We start from the raw sequence: 25,128 nt of genomic DNA on the forward strand, positions 1-25,128 counted from the left end.
GCTGCACATGAAGATCATGTTCTGGCGCTGGTTGATCAACATCTGGCCGCCGCTCCTGTTTGCCGGTATCCGCGTCAAGCACGTGGCACCGGATTTCAAACGCATTGTTATCCAGCTGCGCTCGTACAAGATCAACCTCAACATCATGCGCTCGCACTTTGGCGGCAGCCTGTATGCCATGACCGACCCCTGGTACATGGCCATGCTGATGCAGATTCTGGGGCCGGATTACTACGTGTGGGATCGCCGCGCAGAGATCGACTTTCTCAGCCCCGGTTATGGCACGGTCACGGCCATCTTCACGCTGGATGATGACCAGATTGCGGCCATCCGCGCTGCCACCGACAACGGCGACAAACACCTGGCCGAGTTCAAGGTGGAAATCCGTGATCAGGCCGACAAGCTCATCGCCACGGTCGACAAAACGGTTTACGTGCGCAAAAAGCCGCACAAACGCCAGGGCTGACGCGGCGCGCAGTGGTGAACGGGACAATTAGCCCGCATAATGCAACAAAAATTCCCAGTGACTCTCCACGCCACCGCGCACCCGACTTTATGAACGCTCCGGCCGACCTTGTCCGCTCCCTGCTTGAAGCTACCCTGAACAGTTATTCCCGTGCCGAACTGGCCCGGTATCTTGACGTCAACCCGGCCACCATTGCGCGCTGGATCAACGGCCAGTCTGAACCGCGTGCCTATGTGGCGCAGGCCCTGCAACAACTGCTGCAGCCGCAAGCGCCCATCCGCACCACGCCGGCCGACTTCACGTTTATTGATCTTTTTGCCGGCATCGGCGGCATCCGTCGCGCCTTTGAAGATGAAGGTGGCCACTGTGTGTTCACCAGCGAGTGGGACACCTACGCGCAAAAGACCTATCACGCCAATAACCCGGATGGTCAGCGCATTGCCGGCGACATCACCAAAGTGGCCGAAGCCGATATCCCGGCGCATGACGTGTTGCTGGCCGGTTTCCCTTGCCAGCCGTTCTCGATTGCCGGCGTGTCCAAAAAGAACGCGCTGGGCCGCGCGCATGGTTTTGCCGACGCCACCCAGGGCACGCTGTTTTTTGATGTCGCCCGCATCATTGCTGCGCACCGTCCGCGCGCGTTTGTGCTGGAGAACGTGAAGAACCTGCACTCGCACGATCAAGGCCGCACCTTTGCCGTGATCTTGCATACCCTGCGCGAAGAACTGGGTTATGAGGTGCATTACCGCGTGATTGATGGTCAGCACTGGGTGCCGCAACACCGTGAGCGGGTGGTGATTGTCGGTTTCCGGGAGCCAACAGAGTTCAACTGGGATTTGCTGCAACTGCCCGACAGCAAAGTGCCCACCCGCATGGCGCAAGTGCTGCACCGTACCGATGGCAGCGAGCCGCAACTGGCGCATGACGGCGACAAGTTTTTTGATCACGCCAAAGGCGAGGTCAACCCCAAGTACATCCTCACCGACAAACTCTGGGCTTATCTGCAGAACTACGCCGAAAAGCACCGCGCCAAAGGCAACGGTTTTGGCTTCGGGCTGGTTGATGCCAACAGCGTCTCGCGCACCTTGTCGGCCCGGTATTACAAGGATGGCAGCGAGATTCTGGTCAGCCGGGGCGCGGGCAAGAACCCGCGCCGGCTCACCCCGCGTGAATGTGCGCGGTTGATGGGGTATCCGGATGACTTTCGCATTCCGGTATCCGACACCCGCGCCTACAAGCAGTTTGGCAATTCGGTGGTGGTGCCGGTGTTCCGCGAAGTGGCGCGCGCGATCAAGCCGTGGATCGTGCCGGAGCCTTCACAAGGCTGACCGCCATGACCGACGTCGTCGATGCCGCCACCCGCAGCCGCATGATGTCGGGCATTCGTGGCAAGAACACGTCGCCAGAAATCACCCTGCGCAAAGCCTTGTTTGCGCAGGGTTTCCGTTACCGTATCCATGCCCCTCATCTGCCGGGCAAGCCTGATCTGGTATTGCCGCGCTACAAGGCGGTGATTCTGGTGCATGGCTGCTTCTGGCACGGCCACGATTGCCGCTATTTCAAAGTGCCGCAGACGCGCACCGGGTTCTGGATGGGCAAGATCAACGCCAACCGCGCGCGGGACCAGCGCGAATATGCCGCGCTCAAGGCGCTGGGGTGGCGGGTGCTGGTGGTGTGGGAATGCGCCGTGCGGGCGGCCAGGAAAGAAGAGGCCTTCCGGCTGGTGGATTTCGTGGCGGAATGGTTGGTGACTGATGCTGCGGATGCCGAAATCAGCGAGGCCGGTGTGAAGGCGTTGATTGCCGCACCGTAGTGCATCCGGTGTGGCAATCAGCCTGGAGCGCGTTTATTTCTTCGCCACCTCAAACGCCTCACCGGTTGCAAAGAATGTCCCGCCGGCGATGTAGTGGATCGAGCGGTTCAGCGGTTCGTCATCAAACTGCCAGTGGCCGTCCTGGAATACGCGCGGGTCGGCATGGGCGGCGACGACTTCGCCAATGAACATATCGTAGGTCTGCTGGTTGTGCGGTTCCGGGATCACCTTGCATTCCAGCCACGCCAGGCAGCCTTCTACCAGTGGCGCGCCCACTTTGCTGGCGGGAAAGTGTTTCAGCCCGGTGGTGCTGAACTTGTCGCCGTCACGGCCAGAGCTGGAGCCCGCTGCCAGCGTGGCCTGGGCCAGTGCGCGGCTGGGCACATTCAGGACGAACTCGCCGGAGGCTTCGATCAACTCACGCGTGAGCGTGGATTTGTCGATGATCACCAGCATTTTGGGCGGGGCGAAGTCCAGCGGCATGGCCCAGGCGGCGGCCATGACGTTCTGGCGGCCAGCGTGGGCGCTGCTGACCAGCACCGTCGGGCCGTGGTTGAGCAAGCGGTAGGATTTGGCGAGATCGACTTCGATAGGGGCGTGATCAGACATGAGTGGGCACCGGCAAGAGACAAACAATGCCTCTCAGGTGCGGCCAGCGCCCAGCCAATGCAAGACCCCCGCGCCCGCCGCGCGGCCGCTGGCAAAGCAGGCGGTCAACAGGTAGCCGCCGGTGGGCGCTTCCCAGTCCAGCATTTCGCCGGCGCAGAACACGCCGGGCAGGGCGCGCAGCATCAGATTGTGGTCCAGCGCGTCAAACCGCACGCCACCGGCGCTGCTGATGGCTTCATCCAGCGGGCGTGGGGCGATCAACTTGAGCGGCAGGGCCTTGATGGTGCGCGCCAGCCGCGTGGGGTCGGCCATTTCTTCCTTGCTGAGCACCTCACGTAGCAAACCGGCTTTGACCCCGGTCAGCCCCAGTTTGCTTTGCAAATGACTGGCCAGCGACCGCGAACCGCGCGGGATGGCTACTTCTGTCTGCACGCGCTCCAGGCTGCGGCCCGGCAACAGATCAACATAGATGGTGGCGCTGCCTTGCGCGGCAATGCGATCACGGATGGCGGCAGAGAACGCGTAGATCAGGCTGCCTTCCACGCCGGTCGCAGTGACGACAAACTCGCCCGGTTTGACAGTGGTGGCACCGCGCGCATCGGTATACGACACCGCAACAGATTTGAGCGGCGCGCCAGCGTGTTTCTCGGCAAAAAAGGTGCTCCACGGCAAATCAAAACCGCAGTTGCTGGGCTGCAGCGCTGCCACGTGCACGCCTTTTTCTGCCAGTAACGGCACCCAGGCACCGTCTGAACCCAGGCGGGACCAGCTGCCGCCGCCCATGGCCAGCACCACGGCATCGGCGTTGAGGGTGATCTCGCCCGCAGGCGTGGCAAAGCGCAGGCTGCCGGCTTCATCGCCCCAGCCCAGCCAGCGGTGACGGACTTCAACCGTGACGCCGGCGTCTTTCAGCCGGTGCAGCCAGGCGCGCAAGAGCGGCGCAGCTTTCATTTCTTTGGGAAACACCCGGCCAGAGGTGCCGACAAAGGTCTCGATACCCAGGTCATGAATCCAGTTGCGCAGTTGATCTGGCGTAAAGGCATTGATCAACGGCGCCAGGGTTTCCGCACGTGCGCCGTAACGGCCCAGAAACGGGCCGATGGCTTCTGAATGCGTGATGTTCATGCCGCCCACGCCGGCCAGCAAAAACTTGCGTCCGACAGAAGGCATGGCATCGAACACGGTCACTTTGGCGCCGCCCGCGGCCAGCACTTCTGCCGCCATCAGGCCGGCCGGACCCCCGCCAATAATGGCAACAACGGGCGAAGACGGAGAAGAAGGACGGGCAGGCATGGCGGTTCCAGGCAAAAGCTGTGAGACAAAACGTCATTGTACAGGTCGCAGCCGGTGGAGCGCGGGCGGGTGTTTGGGTACACTGCCGCGTCTTTCACTACTGCGGGCATGCCGACGTGGCGCTCAAATCCACCATTTTCAAGGCCGAACTCTCCATTGCAGACATGGATCGCGGTTATTACGCCACGCACGCGCTGACCATTGCCCAGCACCCGTCCGAAACCGACGAACGCATGATGCTGCGCCTGGTGGCTTTTGCCCGCCATGCCAGCGAGACGCTGGAATTTGGCCGCGGCATCAGTGATGAGGAAGACCCGTCTTTGTGGCAGCGCTCGCTGACCGAAGAGATCGAACTGTGGATTGATCTGGGCCTGCCTGATGAAAAGCGCATCAAGCGCGCGGCGCAGCGGGCCAATGAGGCCTGGATTTATGCCTATGGCGGCAGTGCTGCCGATATCTGGTACGGCAAGAACCAGGCGGAAATCCGGCGCTTTGACAATCTGCATGTGGTGTCGGTGAGCCCGGAGATCATGTCTGGTCTGGCGGGGCTGGTGGAGCGGACCATGCAGCTGCAGTGCACGATTCAGGATGGGGAGATGTGGCTCTCGGGTGACAAGGGGAGTTTGCAGGTGGTGGTGAAGGAAATGGGGTAAGGGTTTTTTTGGGTGGGGCGGGGTGGGGTGGGTTTGGCGCCTGGTGACAGTCCACCATTGCTGTGTGTGTGTTAGCGCCTGACGGCGCGGTGTTTTGATACCGGCGGTGGCCGGAGCACGTTACTTTTCTTTGCTTCGCCAAAGAAAAGTAACCAAAAGAAAGGCGACCCCGGCGACTGCGCCCTTCGGGTTCCCTGTGCTTCTCGCAAGGCGCGGCTGGCTCGCGAGTTCGGCCTTTGGCCTACCGCTTCGCCTTGATCGCCGCGCCTTGCTGCGATGCTCGGCGCAGTCAAGGGGGCCCAACGTCAAAAGCAACCCCAACCCCAACCCCAACCCCAACCCCGAAAGTCAACAGCAACCCTGGAAACCGTCTGCTTGCCAGAATGAGCGGTTCCCCTCTCCACATCGTCATTCCTGCGAAGGCAGGAATCCAGTACGCCCGCCGCAGGCGGGCTTTGCCTGGCAAACCAGTTTCAGTGCTTCGGCACACCTGTTTGCGCCTGGATTCCGGCCAAGGGGGCCGCCGAGGTCAGGAATGACGAGGCTGTGGTGTGCGTAAAAGAGCAGTTGCATCTGGCAGACCGGCACTTACACTCTGCACACCTCACACCTCACACCTCACACCTCACACCTCACACCTCGTACCAAATTCCCTAACCCGCAAACCAACCGTTCTTTGGCATCACGCCCCCTCTGCAGTTAAGCTGACAGCGTTGCCACCAGCGGCGTATCTTGCCGTTGCGTAAAAAACCAGAATACCCGCAGGAGAAAAAAACCATGGTTCTGAGGATGCTCGCCGTTGTCGCCGTCGCTGTGCCGGCGCTGGCTTTGGCCAAACCGTTGTCGGTGTGTACCGATGCCAATCCGGATGGCTTTGATGTGGTGCAGTACAACGCCCTTGTCACGACCAATGCCTCGGCGGATGTGTTGTTCAGCCGGCTGGTGGAGTACGACGCGCAGGCGGGCAAGGTGGTGCCGGCGGTGGCGCAGTCCTGGACGGCCAGTGATGATGGTCTGACCTGGACATTCAAACTGCGCAGCGATGTCCAGTTTGGCGCGACGGACTGGTTCAAGCCTACGCGGCCGTTGAATGCTGATGACGTGGTGTTTACCTTCGAGCGCGTGTTCAACACGCAGCATCCCTGGTACAAAACCTCGCCCAGTGGTTATCCCAGCGTGCAGTCGCTGCAGTTGAACAAGCTGGTCAAGGCGGTCAAGAAGGTGGATGACCACACCGTGCAGTTTGAACTCAATTATCCGGATGCCACGTTCCTGCCGACGCTGACCATGGGCTGGGCGTCGATTTATTCGGCGGAGTACGCCAACAAGCTGGGCGTGGCCAAAGCGGGTGACCTCAACACCAAACCGGTCGGCAGCGGGCCGTTTGTGCTCAAGTCGTTCCAGAAAGACGCGGTGATCCGTTACGACGCCAATCCCAACTGGTTTGGCGGCAAGCCCAAGGCGGAAAAGCTGATTTTTGCGATCACGCCAGATGCCACGGTGCGGTTGCAGCGCCTCAAGGCCGGCGAGTGCCAGATTGCGCTGGCGCCCAAGCCGCTGGATATCCAGTCTGCCAAGGCCGACAAGAACCTCAAGGTGGTTGATAACGCGGCATTCATGACGGCGTTTGTGGCTATCAACACGCAGCACAAACCGCTCGATAACGCCCTGGTGCGTCAGGCCATCAATTACGCGTTTGATGCCAAAACCTATCTGAAGACGGTGTTTGATGGCACGGCGCAAGACGCCAGCCGGCCGTTCCCGCCCAATACCTGGAGCTTTGACAAAGACCTGGGGGATTACAGCTACGATCCGGCCAAAGCCAAAGAGCTGTTGAAAAAGGCCGGTTTTCCCAACGGTTTTGAAACCACGATCTGGACGCGCCCGACCGGCAGCGTGCTGAACCCCAACCCCAAGGCCGGCGCAGAGTTGTTGCAGTCTGATCTGGCCAAGGTGGGTATCAAGGCCACTATCAAGACCATTGAATGGGGCGAGTTGATCAAGCGCGGCAAGGCGGGCGAGCATGATCTCCTGTTCATGGGCTGGGCGGGGGATAACGGTGATCCGGATAACTTCTTCACGCCGCAATTCAGTTGCGCCGCCGTGCAGTCGGGCACCAACTTTGCCCGCTATTGCGACTCGCAACTGGACAAGCTGATTGCCGATGGCAAAAAGGTGAGCGATATCAACCAGCGCACCAAGCTTTACCGCAACGCGCAGAAAGTGATTTTTGACCAGGCGCTGTGGGTGCCGCTGGCGTACCCGACAGCCTACGCGCTGACGCGTGCCAATGTGTCCGGGTACAAGGTCAGCCCGTTTGGCCGTCAGGACTTTGCCGGTGTTACGGTGAACTGATCCGGTTCATGCGCGCAAAAAGGCCAACCGCTGCGGTTGGCCTTTTTTCTGGTATCCGGGCGGCCAGGCGGGTTGATCAGAATGCCCGCAGCGCTGCGCTCATCACCCGCAAGGCGCTGCGCGAACGTTCATCGTGCACGCTGCGATACAGCACCACATTGGTCGGTTGCAGCGCGGGCAAGCCCAGTCGCTCCCGTACCGGCACCAGTCCGGGCGGGGCGGCCCGCCGACCCATGGCACCCACGGCCAGACCGGCCAGCACGGCGGCGCTCAGCGCGCTGACGCCGTCGCCCACAAACACTTCCAGCCAGCTGATCCCGGCGCCGTCTAGCGCTTCGATCACATTGGTGCGCAGGCCGCACGGCGGGGCCAGCATGGCCAGGCGCAGGGGCTCGTTGGCTGTCCAGCAGGTGTCGGGCAGGGCAAACCAGTCCATGTCGTCTTCAAACAGGATCTCGCCATCCTGGCGCTCAAACTGGCGATCAGTGTGATGCAACACGTAGGCCGCATCCAGTTGTCCGGCGTCGTAACTGGCCAGCACCTCGGCCGAGGTTGCCACGCGTACTTCAATCACCAGCGCCGGGTCATGGGCCGCCACGCGCGCCAGCAAGCCGGGCAGCGATGCGCCGGCAATATGGCCGCTGAAGCCCACCCGCAAACGGCGCGGCGGGGCGTGCAGTACAGACCATGCCCGGTCGTGCGCGGCCAGCAGTTCGCGCGCGGCGGTCAAAAAGGCCTGGCCTTCCATCGATAACCGTACCTGGCGCGGCGTGCGTTCCAGCAGGCGCCGATCCAGATGGGTCTCCAGTCGCTTCAGTTTCAGGCTGACGGCCGATTGCGTGGTGTCCAGCGCCTCGGCGGCGCGGGTAAAGCTTTGCATGTCGGCCACCAGCACAAAGGCCTGCACGGCATCCAGATCCAGCGTATTCATGGCGGATTCACTATTTCAAATCATCATCACTGAAATATTCAACCATATCTGTTTGTTATGGCAAGCCGGTGCGACGATGGGTACCGTCCATTCAGCCTGGAGCGCGCCATGTCGACGCATCTTGATATCCACCATTTGCCGGCCAATCACCGCTGGAAAATCCTCGGCCTGGGGTTTGCTGCCAACGCGGCGTTCTCGGCCACTTTTGCCGGTATCCCGGCGACGTCGGTCTTGCTGCGCGCCGATTACCACCTTGATACCCACCAGTTGGGCCTGGTGCTGGGCATGATGGGCCTCGGGGTGGCGGTCAGCGAGTTACCCTGGGGCATGCTGACGGATCGCTGGGGTGATCGCCGCGTGTTGTTGCTGGGTCTGTTCAGCATTGCGGCCTGGCTGCTGTTCATGATGCTGCGGGTGTCGCCCGCGCCGGGCTACGTACCAACCATGGCTGCGCTGATGCCGGGTTTGTTGCTGGTGGGTTTGCTGGGCGGCAGCGTGAACGGTTCCAGCGGTCGCGCCATCATGGCCTGGTTTACCGACAAGGAACGCGGCCTGGCCATGAGCATTCGCCAGACTGCCGTGCCGTTTGGTGGGGCGCTGGGCGCCCTGGTGTTGCCGCCGCTGGCCCGCTGGGGCGGCTTTGGCATGGTGTACGGCGCACTGGCGTTGTTCTGCCTGCTCAATGGCGTACTGGCCTGGCGCTGGCTGCATGAACCGCCGCACCATGAAGCAACCACAAAGCGCACCGGCACCACCGCGAACGTGCCGCCACTGCAAGATCCGGTTTTGCTGCGCATGACGCTGGGCATTGGTCTGCTGTGCGTGCCGCAAGTCGCCGTGCTGACCTTTACCCCGGTGTTCCTGCACGACTTTGGCCACTTTGGCACGCTGGTGGCCTCTGTGGCGCTGATTACCGTGCAACTGGGCGGCGGCGCGCTGCGGGTCTGGAGCGGCTACTGGACTGACCGCCATCACAATCGGCAGCGTTACATTGCAGCCTGCGCCTCGATCAGCGTGTTGTTGTTTGCCCTGCTGGCCTTGCTGGTACTGGCGCAGATGCTGGTTGCGCCGCTGGCCAGCGTATTGCGGCTGGCTGTAGTGGTGGCGCTGGTCGCCGCTGGGCTGGGCGTATCGGCATGGCATGGTGTGGCGTATACCGAACTGGCTACCCAGGCGGGCGCCCAGCGGGCTGGCACCGCGCTGGGCATGGGCAACGCGGCGGTGTTTGTGGCGTTCTTCATCACGCCGATGGTCATCCCGGTCCTGAACGGTTTCTCTGGCTGGCCCGCCGTCTGGTTGATGGGCAGCCTGGGGGCATTGCTGGCGCTGTTTGCCTTTCGCCAGGGCAACGCGGCGGTGGTCCGTAACGCGGCCTTGCAGGTGCAACGACGCGGCGCCCGCTAAGCCCGCCGGGGCAGGCTGGCCTGCGACGGGAAAAATTCCGCCGTAATCGACAGTCTGCCCTAGCCGTATCCGCGCAGATGGCGCAAGATGTCGGGCTGTTCGACACAGACACCCGATTAGCGAGGATGCAATGCAAGAAGTAAACAGCGCACTGCCGGCAGGCGAACTGGCAAGCCTGAGCAACGACGACCTGCAACGCTTTTATACCGCCGCGAACGAACGCTATACCGCGTTCCGCGCCCGTGGCCTCAAGCTCGACTCCACCCGCGGCAAACCGTCCGCAGACCAGCTTGATCTGTCCAACGGCCTCCTGGCCGCCGTGGATGAATCCGAAGCCCGTGGCGGTGGCGATCTGCGCAACTACGGCGGCGGCGTCAACGGCCTGCCGCAAGCGCGTGAACTGTTTGCCCCCATGCTGGGCGCACCGGCCGCGCAAGTGGTCGTGGCAGAGAACTCCTCGCTGGCGCTGATGCACGACACCATCGTGTACGCGCTGCTCAAGGGCGTACCGGGCGGCAAGGCCGGCTGGTCGACCGAGCCGGTGACCTTCCTGTGCCCGGCCCCGGGTTACGATCGCCACTTTGCGATCTGTGCCCAGTACGGCATCAAGATGATTGCCGTGCCGATGACCGGTACTGGCCCGGATATGGATATCGTCGAAAAGCTGGTTGCTGAAGACGCGTCCATCAAGGGCATGTGGTGCGTGCCCAAGTACGCCAACCCGACTGGCGATATCTACTCGGACGAAGTGGTTGTGCGCCTGGCGAAGATGAAAACCGCCGCCGCCGATTTCCGCATTTTCTGGGATAACGCCTACGCCGTTCACCACCTGACCGACAAGAAGCACGAGATCGCCAACATTCTGGAAGCCTGCGCGGCAGCCGGTAACGCTGATCGCGCCTTCGTGTTTGCCTCCACCTCCAAGATCACCCTGGCGGGCGCAGGTCTGGCGCTGTTTGCATCGTCCCCGGCCAACGTGGCCTGGATGACCAAAAACATGGGCTTTCGCTCGATTGGTCCGGACAAGATCAACCAGCTGCGCCACGTGAAGTTCCTGAAAGACTTCGCCGGCCTGGAAGCGCTGATGGAAAAACATCGCGCCCTGATCGTGCCAAAGATGAACGCCGTGCTGGACGTGCTCAAGCAAGAACTGGCTGGCCGTGGCGTTGCCACCTGGACCAACCCGGATGGCGGTTACTTCATCAGCTTTGACGTGCGCGAAGGCTGCGCCAAGCGCGTGGTGCAACTGGCAGAAGAAGCCGGTGTCGCCATGGTGCCGGCCGGCAATACCTTCCCCAACGGCAATGATCCGAAAGACAGCAACATCCGTATCGCCCCGACCTTCCCGGCGCTGGATGGTGTGAAACTGGCGGCCGAGGGCATTGCCTTGGCCACGCTGGTCGGCGTTGCCGAAAACGAGTTGAAAAAACGCGGCCTGGCTGCGTAATCAAATAAACGGGCGCTGATCACAGCGCCCGTTTTTCTTTGGAGGCAGGCCATGCAATATCGCGGCGGTTGTCATTGCGGTCAGGTGGCGTTTGAGGTGGAAGGCACGATCGAAGGCGCAGTCACGTGTAATTGTTCGATCTGCCAGCGCAAGGGCATGATGATGTGGTTTGTGCCCAGAGCCAGTTTTCGTCTCATCACGCCGGAAGAAAACAGCCGCGTGTATACCTTCAACAAGCATCGCATCAAGCACCGGTTCTGTCCGCAATGCGGCATCCAGGTGTATGCCGAGAGCACTGACAAGCAGGGCAATCCGATTGCGGCGGTGAATGTGCGTTGTATTGAGGGGATTGATCTGGCGGCGATCCCGGTGAAGGAGTTTGATGGGCGGAGTATGTGAGGCTGTTGCGGTGAGCCACCGTAGCGGTTGTAACAGCGTGTGTTAGCGCCTGACGGCGCGGTGTTTTGATACCGGGGGTGCCCGGACCACGTTACTTTCTTTGCTTCGCCAAAGAAAGTAACCAAAGAAAGGCGACCCCAGCGACTGCGCTCGCTGCGCGAGTTCCCTGCGCTTCTCGCAAGGCGCGGCTGGCTACGGGAACTCGCTTCGCTCAGACACCCCTCCGCCGAAACCCCGCGCCTTGCTGCGATGCTCGGCGCAGTCAAAGGGGCCCAACGTCAAAAGCAACGGCAACCCCAGCCCCAACCCCAACCCCGCAAGCCGTCTGTTTGCAAGAATGGTTGGCCCCCAACGTCGCCGTTCCCGCCAAAGGGCCAAACCGTTCTCAGCCGCGTGCCTGAGCGACTGCCGCGGGCATACCCCCAACCTGGCGCCACAATACCCACGCCAGCAAACCGCACAGACTCAACAGCGCGCCTACGGCCGACACTCCGTTCCAGCCCCAGTGTGCATAGGCGGTGGCAGACAGCAGGGAACCCGTCGAGCCGCCAATGAAGTAGCTCGTCATGTACCCGGCGGTGACGCGGTTGCGGGCATGCGGGAACAGTTTGTAGATCACGTTCTGGTTGGTCACATGCACGCCCTGCACGGCCAGGTCCAGGACCAGAATGCCGATCAGCAAGGCGACGATGGATTCTTTGGCCAGCGCAATTGGCACCCAGGACAACAACAACAGAATCAGTCCGGCCCAGGTGGTGGTATCGGTCTTGCCTTTGTCGGCCAGCCGGCCGGCCAGGTTGGCGGCCAGTGCACCCGCTGCGCCAACCAGCCCGAACAGGCCTATTGCGCCATCAGAGAAGTGGTACGGATCGCTGGCCAGCAAGAACGCCATGGACGTCCACAACACGCTGAAAATGGCGAATGAGAACGCGCCCAGCAATGCCCGCAGGCGCAAGACGGGTTCGTGGGCAAACAGCGTGAATACCGAGGCCAGCAGTTTGTGATACGGCAAACCGGCGTGCTCGTGGTGATGCGGCAGCACGCGGGCCAGCGCGATGGCGGTGATGATCATCACCCCTGCGGCCACCCAGTACACCGTGCGCCAGTCGCCCAGGCTGGATAAACCGCCTGCCACCGTACGCGCCAGCAAGATGCCCAGCAACAGGCCACTCATCAACGTCCCGACCACCTTGCCGCGCTGTTCTGGCGCGGCCAGCGTGGCGCCCAGCGGTACCAGCACTTGCGAGACCACCGCAAACAAGGCGGCAATCGCGGTACCCAGCAATACCAGCGCCAGGCTCGGGGCAGAGGCGGTGATCAGCAAGCCCACGGCGCAGAGCAAGGTCATGCCGACGATCATGCTGCGGCGTTCCAGCAGGTCGCCCAGCGGCACCAGCAGCAACAGGCCGACGGCGTAGCTCAACTGCGCCACGGTAATGATGACGCCCGCGCCGGCTGCGGTCAGGCCAAATTCGCTGGCCAGGGTGTGCAGCAAGGGCTGGGCGTAATAGTTGCTGGCAACCACCAGCCCGGTCGAGAAAGACATCAGCGCCACTTGTGCGCCGCTCAGACGATGTGCAGAGCCGTCCATGAGTATCTCCGTGTGATCTGTTTGTGCTGCGCAGTATCTGACGACGTCATGCATCACACAAATGTATACTTTTCATCACATTGATCTTGTTTTGAGATGATTGAGCATGAACTTGCGCCAGATTGAATTCGCCGTCGCCGTGGCGGAGGAACAAAGCTTCACCCGCGCTGCCGAGCGCTGCCATACCGTGCAATCCGCGCTGAGCCACCAGATCGCCAAACTGGAAGACGAACTGGGCGCCAGGCTGTTTGAGCGCAGCAGCCGTAACGTGCGGCTGACGACCGCTGGCCAGGCGTTCTTGCCGGTAGCGCGGCAAATGCTGGGCGCCGAGTCGCGCATCCGCGACGAAGTCGCCGCCGCCGCCGGCACCGTGCGCGGCACGCTCACCGTGGGCACGATCTCCACCTTCAACCACGCTGATCTGGTTGACGTGCTGGCGCGCTTTCATGAGCGCTACCCGCATGTGGACATCCGCTTTTACCAGGGCATGAGCGAGAACCTGCTGGTGGACGTGCGCGCCGAGCGCACCGATGTGGCGCTGGTCGGCCTGTGGCCCGGCGAGCCGGTAGAGGGGGTCAGCAAGCAGAACATTGCCGATGAAGAACTGATCGCCATCATCCCGCAAGCGCACCCGCTGGCGCAGCGCGACCAGATCTCGCTGCTGGACCTGGTCGGCTCCCGGCTGGTGGATTTCTACGCCAACAGCGGCGCGCGGCGGCAGACCGAACAAGCTTTTGCCCGCGCCGGGATCGAGCACCGGGTGAGTTTTGAGGTAAGCCATATCGACTTGCTGGAGCGCATTGTCCGGCGCGGCCTCGCCATCGGCCTTGTGCCACGGTTTGAGGGGTATACCTGCGACCGGCTGAAAATGGTGCCGGTGTCAGATGGCCCGCAGCGGCGGGTGTGGGCGGTGTGGAATCTGGACCCGACGCCGGCGGCGGTGGCGTTTTTGCGGATGGTGCATGAGGCGTTGATTGAGAATGGGCATGGGTTGCCGGAGCCGCGGGTGATGCCTTGAATGGCTGGTTTTGACTGACCTGGCTGGAGACCCTTTGACTTAGAACTTTGAACTGCTGTTAGCGCCTTGCGGCGCGGTGTTTTGGGTGTCGGGGGTTGCCCGACAGCAAGTGGTTTTCTTTTGGGGCGCTAAGGGTGTTGTGGGGTTGGTTTGGGGTGGATTTGGAGCGTTAGCGATGATCCACCTTGGCTGTCTTTAAAACCTTGAACTGCTGTTAGCGCCTGCGGCGCGGTGTTTTGATACCGGGGGTGCCCGGAGCACGGTACTTTTCTTTGGGTCGCCAAAGAAAAGTACCCAAAAGAAAGGCGACCCCTGCGACGGCGCCCTTCGGGTTCCCTGTGCTTCTCGCGAAGTCCGGCTGGCTCCAGGGAACTCGGGCTTTGCCCTCAAACACCCTTACGCCGAAACCCCGGACTTCGCTGCGATGCTCGGCGCAGTCAAGGGGCCCAAGGTCAAAAGCAACAGCAACCCCTAAAGCCAACGGCAACGGCAACGGCAACCAGTACCAACACCAACACAAGGTCATCCGGGTGCAGGTTTTGTAGGGTGGATTCGGAGCGGGGCGACAATCCACCATCGCAACGGTGGATTGCTTCGCAAATCCACCCTACGCCACTGTTTGCAAGAATGATTGGCTGGTCTACCACTTCGTCATTCCGGACCTCGGCGGCCCCCTTGGCCGGATTCCAGCTGCAATGCATGCAAGTGCCACGGAATCAGCACAAGACAACAGTGGTAGGCCACCGAAAGCAGCCCGTTGGGCTGCGGACTGGATTCCGGCCTTCGCCGGAATGACGAGCCAGTGGGGTGCGTGGTTGGATTTACCGTTACCACTGCCCCGCCATTGCTATTGCCACTGCCACTGCTGTTGCAGTTGCTTTCGTTGTTGATTTTCCAGTTCTAGGTGTAGTTGCAGTTGGTTTGGATTTTGTCGTTGCAGTTGGCTTTTGGGGTTGCAGTTGTCTTTGACTTTCCTCCCCCATTAAAGCCAAGCGCCGATGGAGCGGAGGGAGACCTTAGGCTCCCGACCGACTGAGGGAAGCCCGGAGGGCCGCCAGGCTGGGGTCGCCTTTCTTTGGTTACTTTCTTTGGCGAAGCAAAGAAAGTAACGTGCTCCGGCCACCGCCGGTATCAAACGCCTTTAAAAGCCGCGCCGCAAGGCGCTACCACCTCAGCCGTCTCCACTAATACCACTGCCATTGGCTAATCATCTCCCCCCCGAAAAACCTTTTATGCACCTTGCATTATCACGGTGCAAAAACAACACCCCCTGTAAACATCTGGTGCATCCCACCCTCCTCACATCACCACAAATCCCCCCACCAACCTCCACAAATTCACCACTAAACCAATAAAAATCAACGCATTAAAACCACTGGCACGCCCCTTGCTGTTCCTGTTGCAGTGCGATGTATACAAGACGGGATACAAACATGGGTGCAAAGATCGTTCCGCAAGCAGGCTGGACCTTACCGGAGTGGCGTAGTGCTTACATCAACGGCATGCAAGCACAAGATGCCGTTGAGCACGTGCTGGCGCAGTTGCCAGCTGATGACAACGCGTGGATTTCCCGTGCCACGCCCCAACAGATCACAAAGCAACTGACAGCGCTCAATGCGCGGCTGGATGCCGCCGGTGGCGATCTTTCCCGTTTGCCTTTGTTTGGCGTGCCATTTGCCGCCAAAGACAATATCGATGCCGCCGGCTGGGAGACCACGGCCGCCTGCCCGGCGTTTGCGTATGAACCGGCAGCCAGCGCCACCGTCGTGCAGCGCATGCTGGATGCCGGCGCGATCCTGATCGGCAAGACCAATCTGGATCAGTTCGCCACCGGCCTTAACGGCACGCGTTCGCCGTATGGCCCGGTGCCCAATACCTTTGATGAACGCTATGTCAGCGGCGGTTCCAGCTCTGGGTCGTCGTCGGTGGTGGCGCGCGGGCTGGTGCCGTTTGCGTTTGGTACAGATACCGCGGGCTCTGGCCGCATTCCGGCGGGGTTCAACAATATTGTCGGGCTCAAGCCGACCAAGGGCTGGCTGAGCAACGCGGGCGTGGTGCCGGCTTGCCGCACGCTTGATTGCGTTTCGGTGTTTGCGCTGACGGTCGATGACGCCCAACTCATCGCGCATCTGGCCGGCGGGTTTGATGCGGCTGATCCGTACTCGCGTGAGCCGCAAGCCACCTCGCCATTGATGCGCGCCCGGCCGCGTTTTTGCATGCCGGATCAACTGCAGTGGTTTGGCGATCATGAATCGGCGCGTCTGTTCAGCATTGCGCTGGCACAGTTGAAAGAGGCAGGCGTTGACGTAGAACCGGTGGATTTTGCGCCGTTCCTGGAGCTGGCAGAACTGCTGTACCAGGGCGCGTTTGTGGCCGAGCGCGTGTTTGCGGCAGAACATTTGCTGGCGACCAAAGCCTACGAGATCAACCCGGTGGTGCGCGGCATCATGCAAGGCGCGGCGCAGTACAGCGCGGTGGATACTTTCCGCGCCGAATACCGCCGGGCGGAACTTTCCCGCATCATCAACCAGACCCTTGCCGGGTTTGATGCCCTCGTCGTGCCGACCTCGCCCAGCATCTACTCTATTGAAGACATGCTGGATGACCCGATCACGCTCAATTCGCGTTTCGGCACCTACACCAACTTTGCCAATTTCTCTGACCTGTGCGCGTTGTCTTTGCCCGCCGGGTTCCGTAACGATGGTCTGCCGTTTGGCATCACCCTGCTGGCCCCGGCCTGGCATGACGACAAACTGGCCGCGTTTGGCCGCCGCTGGCAACAAAGCCGTCCGCTGCCACTGGGTGCCACCGGCCGCAGCCTGCCGGCCTTGCCCGCCGTAGCGCCCGCTGCGTCGGCAGATCACCACGTACGCGTGGCAGTGGTCGGCGCGCATCTGACTGGCATGCCGCTCAATGTCCAGCTGCAAGAGCGCAATGCCATCCTGGTCGAACGCACCCACACCGCGCCGAAATACCGCCTTTACGCGCTGGCCAATACCACGCCGCCCAAACCGGGCCTGGTGAAGGTCGATAGCGGCGCGGCCATCGAGATCGAACTGTGGGACGTACCGCTGTCCGCCTTCGGCAGCTTTGTTGCGCTCATCCCCGCGCCGCTGGGCATTGGCACGCTGGAAACCGCAGATGGCCGCAGCGTGAAAGGTTTTATTTGCGAGCCGTGGGCGATTGCTGACGCCACGGATATCACCCATTTCGGCGGCTGGCGCGCGTATATCGCCAGCCTGCAAACCGCCAAAGCTTGAGGATTCGCGCCATGTTCAAGACTGTACTCATTGCCAATCGCGGGGAGATCGCCTGCCGGGCGATCCGCACCCTCAAGCGCCTTGGCGTAAAAAGCGTGGCTGTGTATTCAGATGCCGATCGCAACAGCGCCCACGTGACCGAAGCCGATGTCGCCATTGCCTTGGGTGGTGACAAACCGGCTGACAGCTATCTGTGCATCGACAAGATCATCGCCGCCTGCAAAGAAACCGGCGCAGAGGCCGTGTTCCCCGGCTACGGCTTCTTGTCTGAAAGCGCAGAGTTCGGCGCGGCCTGCGTTGAGAACAACATCGTGTTTGTTGGCCCGACCGCTTTGCAGATGGAAGAGTTCGGCCTCAAGCACCGCGCCCGCGAACTGGCTGCCGCCGCAGGCGTGCCGACCACGCCGGGCAGCGGGCTGCTGGATTCGGCCGACCACGCGCTGGCGGAAGCAGAGAAGATTGGCTATCCGGTCATGCTCAAAAGCACGGCCGGTGGCGGCGGGATTGGTCTGACGCGCTGTGATGACGCGCAGCAACTGGCCGCCGCGTTTGAACGGGTGCAACGGCTGGGCGAGCAGTTTTTCCGCGATGGCGGTTCGTTTATCGAACGGTTTGTCGATCAGGCGCGCCACATCGAAGTGCAGATTTTTGGCGATGGCAACGGCAAGGTGTTTGCCCTGGGCGAGCGTGATTGCTCCATCCAGCGCCGTAACCAGAAAGTGATTGAAGAAACCCCGGCACCCAATCTGCCGGCCGCTACGCGCGCCGCGCTGCTGGCCTCGGCCAGACGGCTGGGCGAGTCGGTGAACTACCGCTCTGCCGGCACGGTGGAATACGTCTACGACAGCAAGCGTGACGAGTTCTATTTCCTGGAAGTGAACACCCGCCTGCAGGTGGAACACCCGGTCACCGAATCCGTCACCGGGCTGGATCTGGTTGAATGCATGTTGCGCGTGGCTGCAGGCGATGCGCTGGATGAAGCCGCCATGGCGCGTGCGCCGCAAGGTGCCGCCATTGAAGTGCGCCTGTACGCCGAAGACCCGGTCAAGCAGTTCCAGCCCTCGCCGGGCGTGCTGACCGAGGTGAGCTACCCCGACAGCGCCATCGTGCCGCTGCGGGTGGATGGCTGGGTCAGCACCGGCACGGACGTGCCTTCGTTTTACGACCCGCTGCTGGCCAAGCTGATTGTGCGTGGCGAGAACCGCGCCGAGGCGCTGGCCAATCTGCAAACTGCGCTCAACCACACCGCCTTGCATGGCATTGCCACCAACCTGGACTACCTGCGCCAGATCATCGCCAGCGCCGCATTCGAGGCCGGCCAGGTCTCCACGCGTTTCCTGGATACCTTTGCGTATCAACCGTCGGTGGTCGAAGTGCTGGAACCGGGCACTTACACCAGCGTGCAGGATTACCCCGGCCGCGTGGGTTACTGGGATATCGGTGTGCCGCCGTCCGGGCCGATGGACGATTACGCGTTTCGCCTGGCCAACCGCATTGTCGGTAACGATGTGGCGGCCGCTGGCCTGGAATGCACGCTGCAAGGCCCGACGCTCAAGTTCCATACCGATGCCGTCATCGCTCTGACCGGTGCCACCTGCCCGATCACGCTGGATGGCCAGGACGTCGCCATGAACGCGCCGTTGACGGTCAAAACCGGCCAGATTCTGGCCGTGGGCCGTGCTGCCAGCGGTTGCCGCACCTATATCGCCATCCGTAACGGTATTGATGTGCCGGTGTACCTGGGCAGCCGTTCAGCCTTTGCGCTGGGCCAGTTTGGCGGCCACGCCGGCCGCACGCTGCGCGCCGCCGACATGCTGCCGGTCAGCCAGATTGATCTGCCGGCCTGCACCACGCCTGCACCTGCGGCCGAACCCGCCGCCGCGCCGGCACAACTGGTGCCGCAATACGGCACGCATTGGGAAATCGGCGTGCTGTACGGCCCGCATGGGGCGCCGGATTTTTTCCAGACCGAGGCCATCGACACCTTCTTTGCCAGCGATTGGGAAGTCCACTACAACTCCAACCGCCTGGGCGTACGCCTGATCGGCCCCAAGCCGACCTGGGCGCGTAGCGATGGTGGCGAGGCCGGCTTGCATCCGTCCAACGTGCACGATTGCGAATACGCCATTGGCAGTATCAACTTCACTGGCGATTCGCCGGTGATCCTGACGCGTGACGGCCCCAGCCTGGGCGGTTTTGTCTGCCCGGCCACCATTGCCAAGGCCGAGTTGTGGAAGGTCGGCCAGGTCAAACCGGGCGACAAGATCCGCTTCAAGTGCATCAGCTACAAAGAGGCCGTGGCGCTGGAACGCGCGCAAGACGCGCAACTGGCCGCGCTGGCCTTTGTGCCGGTTGAGGACATCGCCGCGCCGGAACTGCCCGCTACCTCATCCCCGGCCATTCTGGCTGAACTGCCGGAAAACGGCGTGCGCCCGGCCGTGACCTACCGCCAGGCGGGCGACACCTACATCCTGATGGAGTACGGCCCCAATGTGCTCGACCTGAAACTGCGGCTGCGCATCTATCTGATGATGCAAAAGCTCAAGCAGTTGCAAGTGCCGGGCATTCTGGAACTCTCGCCGGGCGTGCGTTCGCTGCAAATCCGCTTTAACGGTTACGAGATCAGCCAGCAACGGCTGCTGGCCACCTTGCTGGCTGCCGATGCCGAACTGCCGGATGTTTCCACGCTCAAGCTGCCGACCCGCGTGGTCTACATGCCGCTGGCGTTTGAGGACTCCGCCACGCTGGGCGCCGTACAGCGTTATCAGGAAACCGTGCGCCACCAGGCGCCATGGCTGCCCAACAACGTCGATTTCATCCAGCGCATCAATGGTCTGGCAAGCCGCGAACAAGTGCGCGACATCATTTTTGATGCCAGCTACATGGTCATGGGTCTGGGCGACGTGTACCTGGGCGCGCCGTGCGCGGTGCCGGTGGACCCGCGTCACCGGCTGTTGACCAGCAAATACAACCCGGCGCGCACCTTCACCGCCGAAGGCACCGTGGGCATTGGCGGCGTGTACATGTGCATTTACGGCATGGACTCCCCCGGCGGCTATCAACTGGTCGGCCGCACGCTGCCGATCTGGAACAAGTTCCTCAAGAACGCTGTGTTTGCACCGGGCGAGCCGTGGCTGCTGCGCTTTTTTGACCAGGTACGGTTCTACCCGGTGACCGAGGCCGAGCTGGACGGGCTGCGCGAAGACTTCCGCCATGGTCGCACCGGCGTGCGCATTGAAGAAGAAGTGTTCGACTTCGCCGCCTATGAGGCTTTCCTGGCCGACAACAGCGCCAGCATTGCCGACTTCCAGGCGCGCCAGAAAGTGGCCTTTGAAGCCGAAGTGGCCCTGTGGCAAGCCGATGACAGCGCGCACCACCACGCCGCCGTAGAGGAAGAAGACACCGAAGACGCAGTGGACGATGGCCACCACGTCATCAGCGCCGACCTGTGCGGCAGCATCTGGAAAGTGCTGGTGGAAGTGGGCCAGAAAGTGGACGCCGGCTCGCCCCTGATTGTGGTCGAAGCCATGAAGATGGAACTGGCCGTGCACGCGCCGGTATCGGGCACCGTGCGCTCCATCCGCGCCATGCCGGGCAAAGCCGTCACACCGGGCGAACGCTTGCTGGTGCTGGAGCCGCACGCATGAAACCCGAACCGGTCGCCTCGCTGCCGAACGAAGACGCCGCGCCTGGCAAACGGCGCGGTTCCCGTGACAACCTGGCCAACGGCATCTACGCCAGCATCAAGGCGGACATCATGGAGTTCCGCCTGTTGCCCGGTGACCGCTTTACCGAAAGCGAAGTGGCCGAACGCCTGAACGTCAGCCGCACCCCGGTGCGTGAGGCGCTGTACCGCCTGCAGAACGAGCACTTTGTCGAGGTGCAGTTTCGCAATGGCTGGCAGGTGCGACCGTTTGATTTTGCCTATTTCGAAGACCTGTACGACGTGCGCGTGATCCTGGAACTCGCCGCCGCCCGCCGCCTGTGTGAGCACGTAGACCTGGATGCCTCACCGGAACTGGCCGACCTCAAAGCCCTGTGGCTGGTGCCGGTGGGCGAGCGCCTGACTGACGGCAAGATCGTCTCCGGTTTTGACGAGTTGTTCCATTCCACCCTGGTGGCCGCCACCGGCAACCGGGAAATGGCGCGGATCCACCGCGACGTCACGGAAAAAATCCGCCCGATCCGCCGGCTGGATTTCACCAAGCCGTACCGGGTGGACACCACCTACCACGAACACGGCGCCATCCTGCGCGCGATCTTGCAACGCCGCGGGGATGAGGCGCAGCGGATGCTCAAGGCGCATATCGATGAGAGCAAATCTGAAGTCAGAAAAATCACACTGCATATGTTGCATGCTGCACGGCAGAAACTGACAGGTTGAACCGAAATTGCTCGCAAACAGACGGTTTGCGGGGTTGGGGTTGCAGTTGGGCCCCATAAGGAGTGCCGAGCATCGCAGGGAAGTCCGGGGTTTCGGCGTAAGGGTGTTTGAGCCCAAAGGGCGAGTTCCCTGGAGCCAGCCGGACTTCACGAGAAGCGCAGGGGACCCGCGAAGCGGGCGCTCCGCCGGGGTCGCCTTTCTTTTGGTTACTTTTCTTTGGCGAAGCAAAGAAAAGTAACGTGGTCCGGGCACCCCCGGTATGTAAAACATCGCGCCGCAAGGCGCTAACAAAACAGCAGCACCAAAAAAAGCAGACCAGTACGACAACTGATTAACAGCATTACCAGAAAGCAAGAAAAGCAAGAAGCAGGAAGGAAACAACCCGTTCTCACACTTTCGTCACTCGTTATCAGTTATCAGGAGATGCAGTCATGAACCGTCGTACCGCACTGAAACTTGTCACTGTTTGTACCCTCGCTGCCGCCAGCGGTTTGTCGGGTGGCGCTTTTGCCGCCGACACCATCAAGGTCGGCATCCTGCATTCGCTGTCGGGCACGATGGCGATTTCTGAATCGGCGCTGGAACAGACCGCGCTGATGACCATTGCAGAAATCAACGCCCAGGGCGGCGTCATGGGCAAGCAACTGGAACCGGTGGTGGTTGATCCGGCCTCCAACTGGCCGCTGTTTGCCGAGAAAGCCCGTCAGTTGCTCTCCAAAGACAAAGTCGCCGTAGTGTTCGGCTGCTGGACTTCCGTATCGCGCAAGTCGGTGCTGCCGGTGTTCCGTGAACTGAACGGCCTGCTGTTCTACCCGGTGCAGTACGAAGGCGAAGAGCTGGAAAAGAATGTGTTCTACACCGGCGCCGCGCCTAACCAGCAAGCCATTCCGGCGGTGGATTACCTGTTGTCCAAGGACGGCGGGGAAGCCAAGCGCTTTGTGCTGCTGGGTACCGATTACGTGTACCCACGCACCACCAACAAGATCCTGCGCGCTTACCTGCATACCAAGGGTATTCAGGACGCCGACATCATGGAGGAGTACACCCCGTTTGGTTACTCCGACTATCAAACCATCATTGCCAAGATCAAGGATTTCTCCAGCCAGGGCAAGAAGACGGCGGTGGTCTCTACCATCAATGGCGACTCTAACGTGCCGTTCTACAAGGAACTGGGCAACGCGGGCCTGAAGGCGACCGACGTGCCGGTAGTGGCGTTCAGCGTGGGTGAAGAAGAACTGCGTGGCGTGGATACCAAGCCGCTGGTGGGCGAACTGGCCGCATGGAACTACTTCATGTCGGTGAAGAACCCGGAAAACACCAAGTTCACCAAGATGTACCGCGACTGGGCCAAGAAGCAAAAGCTGCCTAATGCCGATACCGCCGTGACCAACGACCCGATGGAAGCCACTTACGTCGGTATCCACATGTGGAAGCAGGCCGTTGAGAAGGCGCACTCCACCGATGTGGACAAGGTGATCGCCGCCATGGGTGGCCAGACCTTCAAGGCACCGAGCGGCTTTACGCTGGAAATGGACCCGAAAAACCATCACCTGCACAAGCCGGTGATGATCGGTGAAGTGAAGGCCAACGGTCAGTTCAACGTGGTGTGGAAGACCAAAGAGCCGGTGAAGGCCCAGCCGTGGAGCCCGTTCATTGCCGGTAACGACAAGAAGAAAGACGAGCCGGAAGCAAATTGATCTGGCTGTGAGGTGAGAAGCGTGAGGCGTGAGAGGTAAAACCGCGTGCCCTCGCCCTCGCGCCCCCACGACTGACTCGTCATTCCTGCGCAGGCAGGAATGACGAACTGGTGGTTTGCCTGAGACACAACGCAGTTTGCCTGGCCTGAACACACCGCAACACCGAACACGGGGATACCCCAATGAACACATGGATGCGCCATTTGCTGGCGCTGCTGCTGGGCTGTTTGCTTAGTCTGTCTGCCCACGCTGCGCTCGATGCCAAAGTCATCCGCCAGTTGGTCGATGATGACTCCGACCAGAAACTGGCCGCGATTGCCGCGCTGGTGCAGGTGGGCACGCCGGAAGCTGCGCGCGTGTTGCAAGCGCTGAGCGATGACGCCCTGTACGCCACTGACCAGCGCGTCTGGCTTAAAGCCGACGACAAAGTCTATGACGCTACCACCGGCGCCGAGATCAACCCCGCGCCCGACGACGTGGATACCGTGTCGATCAACAACCGCGTCCGCGGCGCGCTGGATTCTGCGTTAAGTGGCTTCAAGTTGACCGCCGCTGATCCGGCCGCGCGCCTGGCTGCCGCCCAGTCGTTGCAGGGCGATGTCAGCGCCAGCATGATCCCGGCCCTGACTGCGGCGCTCAAACAAGAGACCGACAGCAAGGTCAAGCCGGTGCTGGAACAACTGCTGGCGCAAGCCAACCTGAAAAACCCGGATGTCAAAGCCCGGCTGGCGGCGGTGGAAGACCTCAGCCACAGCAACTCGCCCAATGCGCGCGGCTTGCTGCTGACCCGCATTGATCCGGCCAACGAACCCGACGCCAAAGTACGCGCCGCTGCGCAGTCTTCCATTGCCGCCATTGATTCGCGCCTGGCCTGGATCAGCGCGCTGGGCAGCGTATTCTCTGGCCTCTCGCTGGGCAGCATCTTGCTGCTGGCCGCGCTGGGCCTGGCGATCACCTACGGCGTGATGGGCGTGATCAACATGGCCCACGGCGAACTGTTGATGGTGGGCGCGTATTCGGCTTACGTCGTCCAGGGCGTTTTCCACGCGCATTTTCCGGGCGCGCAAGACTGGTATCTCGTCGCCGCTGTGCCCGTGGCCTTCTGCGCCGCCGCCGCGGTGGGGATGATCATGGAACGCACCGTCATCCGCTGGCTGTACGGCCGCCCGCTGGAAACCCTGCTGGCCACCTGGGGCATCTCGCTCGTGCTGATCCAGGCCGCCCGCGCCTTGTTTGGCGCGCAGAACGTGGAAGTCTCCAACCCGTCCTGGATGTCGGGCGGGCTGGAAATCCTGCCTAGCCTGACCTTGCCGTGGAACCGCGTGGTCATCATCGGCTTTGCCTTGTCGGTGCTGGTGCTGATGTGGGCAATCATGCAAAAGACCCGCCTTGGCTTGTTTGTGCGTGCCGTCACCCAGAACCGCGCCATGGCCGGCTGCGTGGGTGTGCCGACACGACGCATCGATACGCTGGCGTTTGGCCTTGGTGCTGGCATTGCCGGGCTGGGCGGGCTGGCGCTGAGCCAGATCGCCAATGTCGGGCCTGATATGGGGCAGGGCTATATCGTGGATTCGTTCCTGGTGGTGGTACTTGGGGGTGTGGGCCAACTGGCCGGCGCCGTCTGGGCCGCGCTGGGGCTGGGGATTGTCACCAAGCTGTTGGAAGGCTGGGCGGGGGCGGTGATCGCCAAGATTATTGTGCTGGCGATCATCATTGTGTTTATCCAGCGGCGGCCGCAGGGGTTGTTTGCGGTGAAGGGGCGGGTGGTGGATTGAGTGTTAGCGCCTGATGGCGCGGGCTGAAAGGCG

General features: G+C 61.7%; 18 protein-coding genes. 14 read left to right on the forward strand and 4 right to left on the reverse strand.

Annotation, left to right across the window (positions count from 1 at the left end; all coding sequences use genetic code 11):
- The first annotated feature begins 7 nt into the window (after nt 1-7).
- The 3 genes from IEX57_RS14855 to IEX57_RS14865 all read left to right on the forward strand — a co-directional run bounded on the left by IEX57_RS14855 (nt 8) and on the right by IEX57_RS14865 (nt 2,279).
- Nucleotides 8-466: a DUF4442 domain-containing protein gene (locus tag IEX57_RS14855; protein ID WP_188705140.1), complete on the forward strand. Its 459-nt coding sequence runs from the start codon at nt 8-10 to the stop codon at nt 464-466.
- 89 nt (nt 467-555) lie between these two features.
- Nucleotides 556-1,794, forward strand: coding sequence for a DNA (cytosine-5-)-methyltransferase (gene dcm / locus IEX57_RS14860; RefSeq protein WP_188705141.1), 1,239 nt, complete (start codon nt 556-558; stop codon nt 1,792-1,794).
- A 5-nt stretch (nt 1,795-1,799) separates the two neighbouring features.
- Entirely contained in the window at nt 1,800-2,279 is a 480-nt protein-coding gene (locus tag IEX57_RS14865) for a very short patch repair endonuclease (protein ID WP_188705142.1), read from the forward strand.
- Between the two features lie 33 nt (nt 2,280-2,312).
- Here IEX57_RS14865 and IEX57_RS14870 read toward each other — a convergent pair whose 3' ends face one another.
- On the reverse strand, nt 2,313-2,888 hold the full coding sequence (locus tag IEX57_RS14870) for a flavin reductase family protein (protein ID WP_188705143.1): 576 nt from the start codon (nt 2,886-2,888) through the stop codon (nt 2,313-2,315).
- Nucleotides 2,889-2,921: 33 nt separating this feature from the next.
- Nucleotides 2,922-4,181, reverse strand: a complete 1,260-nt coding sequence (locus IEX57_RS14875) for a TIGR03862 family flavoprotein (protein ID WP_188705144.1) — start codon at nt 4,179-4,181, stop codon at nt 2,922-2,924.
- Nucleotides 4,182-4,297: 116 nt separating this feature from the next.
- Here IEX57_RS14875 and IEX57_RS14880 point away from each other — a divergent pair, with 116 nt between their 5' ends.
- Together IEX57_RS14880 and IEX57_RS14885 are read left to right on the forward strand one after the other, a co-directional pair.
- Nucleotides 4,298-4,834 carry a YaeQ family protein gene (locus IEX57_RS14880; protein ID WP_188705145.1) on the forward strand — a complete coding sequence of 179 codons (537 nt, stop codon included), beginning with the start codon at nt 4,298-4,300 and terminating at the stop codon, nt 4,832-4,834.
- 777 nt (nt 4,835-5,611) lie between these two features.
- Entirely contained in the window at nt 5,612-7,189 is a 1,578-nt protein-coding gene (locus IEX57_RS14885; protein WP_188705146.1) for an ABC transporter substrate-binding protein, read from the forward strand.
- A gap of 76 nt (nt 7,190-7,265) precedes the next feature.
- On the opposite strand, the gene IEX57_RS14890 is transcribed toward IEX57_RS14885, so the two are convergent.
- Nucleotides 7,266-8,120 (reverse strand): LysR substrate-binding domain-containing protein, encoded by an 855-nt coding sequence (locus tag IEX57_RS14890; protein ID WP_188705147.1) that lies wholly within the window; start codon nt 8,118-8,120, stop codon nt 7,266-7,268.
- 108 nt (nt 8,121-8,228) lie between these two features.
- Between IEX57_RS14890 and IEX57_RS14895 the strand changes: the two genes are divergently transcribed.
- The 3 genes from IEX57_RS14895 (at nt 8,229) to IEX57_RS14905 (ending at nt 11,370) form a co-directional block, all read left to right on the forward strand.
- Complete coding sequence (locus tag IEX57_RS14895) at nt 8,229-9,524, forward strand: MFS transporter (RefSeq protein ID WP_188705148.1); 1,296 nt, start codon at nt 8,229-8,231, stop codon at nt 9,522-9,524.
- Between the two features lie 130 nt (nt 9,525-9,654).
- Entirely contained in the window at nt 9,655-10,971 is a 1,317-nt protein-coding gene (locus tag IEX57_RS14900; protein ID WP_188705149.1) for an aspartate aminotransferase type Ic, read from the forward strand.
- Nucleotides 10,972-11,022: 51 nt separating this feature from the next.
- Complete coding sequence (locus tag IEX57_RS14905) at nt 11,023-11,370, forward strand: GFA family protein (RefSeq protein ID WP_188705150.1); 348 nt, start codon at nt 11,023-11,025, stop codon at nt 11,368-11,370.
- A 385-nt stretch (nt 11,371-11,755) separates the two neighbouring features.
- Here IEX57_RS14905 and IEX57_RS14910 read toward each other — a convergent pair whose 3' ends face one another.
- The gene (locus tag IEX57_RS14910; protein WP_188705151.1) at nt 11,756-12,961 is read right to left on the reverse strand and encodes an MFS transporter; all 1,206 of its coding nucleotides are present in this window, start codon (nt 12,959-12,961) and stop codon (nt 11,756-11,758) included.
- Between the two features lie 106 nt (nt 12,962-13,067).
- On the opposite strand from IEX57_RS14910, the gene IEX57_RS14915 reads away from it, so the two are divergent.
- The 6 genes from IEX57_RS14915 (at nt 13,068) to urtB (ending at nt 25,095) form a co-directional block, all read left to right on the forward strand.
- A complete protein-coding gene (locus IEX57_RS14915; protein ID WP_188705152.1) occupies nt 13,068-13,979 on the forward strand; it encodes a LysR family transcriptional regulator in 912 nt (303 codons plus the stop codon).
- A 1,433-nt stretch (nt 13,980-15,412) separates the two neighbouring features.
- Complete coding sequence (atzF, locus tag IEX57_RS14920) at nt 15,413-17,239, forward strand: allophanate hydrolase (protein WP_188705153.1); 1,827 nt, start codon at nt 15,413-15,415, stop codon at nt 17,237-17,239.
- A gap of 11 nt (nt 17,240-17,250) precedes the next feature.
- Nucleotides 17,251-20,886 (forward strand): urea carboxylase, encoded by a 3,636-nt coding sequence (gene uca, locus IEX57_RS14925; protein ID WP_188705154.1) that lies wholly within the window; start codon nt 17,251-17,253, stop codon nt 20,884-20,886.
- Complete coding sequence (locus IEX57_RS14930; RefSeq protein WP_188705155.1) at nt 20,883-21,623, forward strand: GntR family transcriptional regulator; 741 nt, start codon at nt 20,883-20,885, stop codon at nt 21,621-21,623. Before uca ends, IEX57_RS14930 begins: the two co-directional genes overlap by 4 nt.
- Before the next feature lie 431 nt (nt 21,624-22,054).
- Nucleotides 22,055-23,320 (forward strand): urea ABC transporter substrate-binding protein, encoded by a 1,266-nt coding sequence (gene urtA, locus IEX57_RS14935; RefSeq protein ID WP_188705156.1) that lies wholly within the window; start codon nt 22,055-22,057, stop codon nt 23,318-23,320.
- A 182-nt stretch (nt 23,321-23,502) separates the two neighbouring features.
- Nucleotides 23,503-25,095, forward strand: coding sequence for an urea ABC transporter permease subunit UrtB (gene urtB, locus IEX57_RS14940; RefSeq protein WP_229709041.1), 1,593 nt, complete (start codon nt 23,503-23,505; stop codon nt 25,093-25,095).
- Nucleotides 25,096-25,128: the final 33 nt, after the last annotated feature.

It is taken from the genome of Silvimonas iriomotensis (assembly GCF_014645535.1).
GTDB lineage: Bacteria > Pseudomonadota > Gammaproteobacteria > Burkholderiales > Chitinibacteraceae > Silvimonas > Silvimonas iriomotensis.

What these genes read in the sequence shown, in the direction of transcription:
- dcm (WP_188705141.1), top strand. Translation starts at nt 556, where the DNA reads ATGAACGCTCCGGCCGACCTTGTCCGCTCCCTGCTTGAAGCTACCCTG.
- uca (WP_188705154.1), top strand. Translation starts at nt 17,251, where the DNA reads ATGTTCAAGACTGTACTCATTGCCAATCGCGGGGAGATCGCCTGCCGG.
- IEX57_RS14875 (WP_188705144.1), bottom strand. Translation starts at nt 4,181, where the DNA reads ATGCCTGCCCGTCCTTCTTCTCCGTCTTCGCCCGTTGTTGCCATTATT.
- IEX57_RS14870 (WP_188705143.1), bottom strand. Translation starts at nt 2,888, where the DNA reads ATGTCTGATCACGCCCCTATCGAAGTCGATCTCGCCAAATCCTACCGC.
- IEX57_RS14855 (WP_188705140.1), top strand. Translation starts at nt 8, where the DNA reads ATGAAGATCATGTTCTGGCGCTGGTTGATCAACATCTGGCCGCCGCTC.
- urtB (WP_229709041.1), top strand. Translation starts at nt 23,503, where the DNA reads ATGAACACATGGATGCGCCATTTGCTGGCGCTGCTGCTGGGCTGTTTG.
- IEX57_RS14905 (WP_188705150.1), top strand. Translation starts at nt 11,023, where the DNA reads ATGCAATATCGCGGCGGTTGTCATTGCGGTCAGGTGGCGTTTGAGGTG.
- IEX57_RS14910 (WP_188705151.1), bottom strand. Translation starts at nt 12,961, where the DNA reads ATGGACGGCTCTGCACATCGTCTGAGCGGCGCACAAGTGGCGCTGATG.
- IEX57_RS14900 (WP_188705149.1), top strand. Translation starts at nt 9,655, where the DNA reads ATGCAAGAAGTAAACAGCGCACTGCCGGCAGGCGAACTGGCAAGCCTG.
- IEX57_RS14895 (WP_188705148.1), top strand. Translation starts at nt 8,229, where the DNA reads ATGTCGACGCATCTTGATATCCACCATTTGCCGGCCAATCACCGCTGG.
- urtA (WP_188705156.1), top strand. Translation starts at nt 22,055, where the DNA reads ATGAACCGTCGTACCGCACTGAAACTTGTCACTGTTTGTACCCTCGCT.
- IEX57_RS14890 (WP_188705147.1), bottom strand. Translation starts at nt 8,120, where the DNA reads ATGAATACGCTGGATCTGGATGCCGTGCAGGCCTTTGTGCTGGTGGCC.
- IEX57_RS14915 (WP_188705152.1), top strand. Translation starts at nt 13,068, where the DNA reads ATGAACTTGCGCCAGATTGAATTCGCCGTCGCCGTGGCGGAGGAACAA.
- IEX57_RS14865 (WP_188705142.1), top strand. Translation starts at nt 1,800, where the DNA reads ATGACCGACGTCGTCGATGCCGCCACCCGCAGCCGCATGATGTCGGGC.
- IEX57_RS14930 (WP_188705155.1), top strand. Translation starts at nt 20,883, where the DNA reads ATGAAACCCGAACCGGTCGCCTCGCTGCCGAACGAAGACGCCGCGCCT.
- atzF (WP_188705153.1), top strand. Translation starts at nt 15,413, where the DNA reads ATGGGTGCAAAGATCGTTCCGCAAGCAGGCTGGACCTTACCGGAGTGG.
- IEX57_RS14885 (WP_188705146.1), top strand. Translation starts at nt 5,612, where the DNA reads ATGGTTCTGAGGATGCTCGCCGTTGTCGCCGTCGCTGTGCCGGCGCTG.